Annotated in this window: 2 protein-coding genes and 3 pseudogenes; all 5 read right to left on the reverse strand. The window is 63.1% G+C overall.

Annotation, left to right across the window (positions count from 1 at the left end; translation table 11 throughout):
* Positions 1 to 299: 299 nt before the first annotated feature.
* Positions 300 to 485 (reverse strand): annotated as a pseudogene (locus ACE3S9_RS17700) (integrase core domain-containing protein); the annotation flags it as partial.
* Positions 476 to 1,940, reverse strand: a pseudogene (locus ACE3S9_RS17705) (IS66 family transposase). The pseudogenes ACE3S9_RS17700 and ACE3S9_RS17705, both read right to left, overlap by 10 nt.
* Before the next feature lie 62 nt (positions 1,941 to 2,002).
* Complete coding sequence (gene tnpB, locus ACE3S9_RS17710) at positions 2,003 to 2,350, reverse strand: IS66 family insertion sequence element accessory protein TnpB (protein ID WP_374547800.1); 348 nt, start codon at positions 2,348 to 2,350, stop codon at positions 2,003 to 2,005.
* Positions 2,347 to 2,718, reverse strand: coding sequence for a transposase (locus ACE3S9_RS17715; protein ID WP_374547801.1), 372 nt, complete (start codon positions 2,716 to 2,718; stop codon positions 2,347 to 2,349). The genes tnpB and ACE3S9_RS17715 overlap by 4 nt, the downstream gene beginning before the upstream one ends.
* A gap of 91 nt (positions 2,719 to 2,809) precedes the next feature.
* Positions 2,810 to 2,935: pseudogene (locus ACE3S9_RS17720) on the reverse strand (integrase core domain-containing protein); the annotation flags it as partial.

Consider the following 2,935-nt stretch of genomic DNA (forward strand, 5'->3'; position numbering starts at 1 on the left):
CGCTTCCAACATCCCGCATCAGAGATAGTGTCCATTATCCACAAGTGGACACGATCACCGCGCCACTCCGATCACCTATCCGCGCTCCGCGCAGTCAATGCCAGACGGCCCTCGCCGGAGGGATACGATCAAGGAGCGAAGATGAGACAAAAATCCGGACCGGCGAAGGCGCCGGCAGAAGCTGTTTTGAAGGTGACGTTGCCCCCAACTTTTATCCAGCTCTGAGTTCGCTCTGACGGTTGGTGAGCCTGCCCCCGACGTTGGACCGGCTTGCTGGCCGATTCCAGGGGATGTTCGGGTCACCGCGGGCTGCTGTCCGGTGGCCGAATGAGGAGCGATATCGGCGGCTTGTTGCCGATGGCGCTATGCGATCGTAGCTCGTTATAGTCTCTACGCCAAGCCTCCACTTTTTCGCGCGCGTCGGCAAGGCTCATGAACCAATGCGCGTTCAAACGTAAGCGTCGTAAGCGTCCGGTCAGGCAGTCTTTGGCTGGAAGGCGCCAGCCCGCGGCAGGAGATCGGCGATCTTCTTGGCCGGGTGATCGGCGATGCAAGCGAGAACCGTTCTCAGATATGCTTCGGGGTCGAGGCCATTGAGTTTTGCGGTCTCGATCAGCGACAGTATGTCAGCAGCGCGTTCGCCGCCCCTGTCTGAACCGGCGAAGAGCCAGTTCTTGCGCCCAAGCGGGATTGGGCGGATTGCGCGCTCGGCTGTGTTGTTGTCGATCTCGATCGTGCCGTCGTCGATGAACCGACCGAGGGCCGTCCACCGCGTCAGCGCATAACGGATGACCTCTGCCGTCTTGGATTTTTGCGGCAGTTGGGCAAGCGTGGCCTCAAACCGGCCGTGCAGGGCCTTGAAGCGCGGCGCCGTTTGCTTCTGACGTAATTCTCGTCGTCGCTCGGGCGGCGCGCCGCGGATCAGCGCCTCAATGTCGTAAAGTTCGCCAATGCGCTTGATCGCCTCTTCCGAGATCGGAGCCGGGCCTGACACCGTCAGGTCAAAGAACTTGCGGCGGACATGCGCCATGCAGGCCGCTTCGAGGATGGGGGGCGCCTCGCCAGGCTTTTTGGGTTCATAGAGATGGCGGAAGCCGGCATAGCCATCGGCATGGAGCACGCCGCGGAAGTTTTCGAGATGCGTTCTCGGATGTTCGCCCTTGCGGTCGGGGCTGTAAAAATAGGCGGCCGCCGGCGCCGTCTGATCCTTCCAGGGACGACCGTCGCGAACATAAACCCACAGCCGGCCTTCCTTGGTCCGTCCCCGTCCGGGATCAAGCACGGGGACCGGAGTGTCATCGCCGTGAAGCCGATCGCCTGCGAACACATGCGCGCGCAAGGCGTCGACCAGCGGCGCCAGCAGCGCGCTCACCTGGCCGATGCGCGAGCAGGCCGGCGCCCGGCTTGCCGCGTTCGATCGGCGGCGAAGGCATGGTCGCCTTGATCTCCGTGTCGCAGCCCTTGCACACCATCTTGCGGCGGACATGGCGCACGACGCGAAAGGAGGCCGGAATATAATCCAGCACTTCGCTGACGACGGAGCCGGCCTCCAAAAAGTCACGACCGCCGCAGGTCGGACAGGCGCAATCGCCAACCTCGTGGACCTCCTCGAAACGGGGCAGATGATCCGGCAAAGGCTGGCGCGACGGTTTGGTCTTTTCGGCTTCGGCCTTGCCAACAGGCGGCGGCGCGGTTTCGCCGGCGGAGGCCTCGATGTCCTCAAGCGCCAGCTCCAGCTGCGCGATCTCCCGTTCGACCTTTTCGGAAGAGGCGCCATAGCGGGCGCGGCGCAACAACGCCAATTGCGCCTTCAGTTTTTCAATCAGCGTGTCGCGCGTGTGAAGCCGACGGTTCGCCTTGGCCAGTTCCGTCGCCTGCGCCGCGATGATCGCGCGCAAGGATTCGACATCTTCCGGCAGATCGGCGACGGCCTGGCTCATGGCCAGAATCTAGCTGATTTGCCGTGACCGCGACAGCCTTATCCCGCTGTGACGCCTGATTTTCAGGCCATTCGAGAGGGCGGCGACGACCAGGACGGACGCCGCCAATCCATGCCTTCCCACAGCATCGCCAATTGCGCCGCCGTCAAACGCGCCGTGCCATCGGCGGCCGAAGGCCAGGGAAAGCGGCCGCGCTCCAAAACCTTGTAGAACAGGCAGAAGCCTTGCCCGTCCCAATACAGAAGCTTGATCCGGTCGCCGCGCCGGCCACGAAAGGCGAAAACCGCGCCCGAGGCCGGGTTCTGGCGCAGGCTCGCCTGAGCCAACGCCGCCAATCCGTCGATGCCCTTGCGCATGTCGACGACGCCGCAGGCGAGATAAACGCGAACGCTGGACCCGGGGCCGATCATGCGTCTTCCACCGATCGGATCAACGCCTTCAGCTCCGCGGCGTCGAACCCTGTCTCGACGATGAGGACGCGGCCGTTCAGACAACGGATTTCTACCCGGCTGACGCGAGCGACACCCACTGGCTCAACGGAGCGCGCCTCCGGCTCGACAAGTGTGACCGGCACAAGCGACGGCGTCGGTTTGGCCAGCGCCTTGCGGCGGAAATGCCGCTGCCAAACGTAGACCTGCTGTGGCGAAACATCATGGCGCCGCGCCACCGCAACAACGCCGAGGCCAGACGACGCGATCTCATCCAATATCGCGAGCTTTTGCGCGTCCGACCAAAACCGCCGGCGCTCGCGCCCCGAAAAAATCTCAACACGCGCCATCAATCGCTCGTCACGTCGCTAAGCACGAAATTAGCGACGTAACTTCAGCCAATCGCCAGGAAATCCAAAGGATGCGTCACCGGACGCTTACGTTCAAACACTCCGCCCGGAACTTGCCGTTGAACGACTCGATGAAGGCGTTGTCAGTCGGCTTGCCTGGCCGCGAGAAGTCGAGGACGACACCGCGCTGATAGGCCCAGAGATCGAGATCACGCGA

Source organism: Rhodoblastus sp. (genome assembly GCF_041915505.1).
Classification (GTDB): domain Bacteria; phylum Pseudomonadota; class Alphaproteobacteria; order Rhizobiales; family Beijerinckiaceae; genus Rhodoblastus.

Bases quoted from the DNA above. Each gene is read 5' to 3' on its own strand.
- tnpB (WP_374547800.1), bottom strand. From the start codon at position 2,350: ATGATCGGCCCCGGGTCCAGCGTTCGCGTTTATCTCGCCTGCGGCGTC.
- ACE3S9_RS17715 (WP_374547801.1), bottom strand. From the start codon at position 2,718: ATGGCGCGTGTTGAGATTTTTTCGGGGCGCGAGCGCCGGCGGTTTTGG.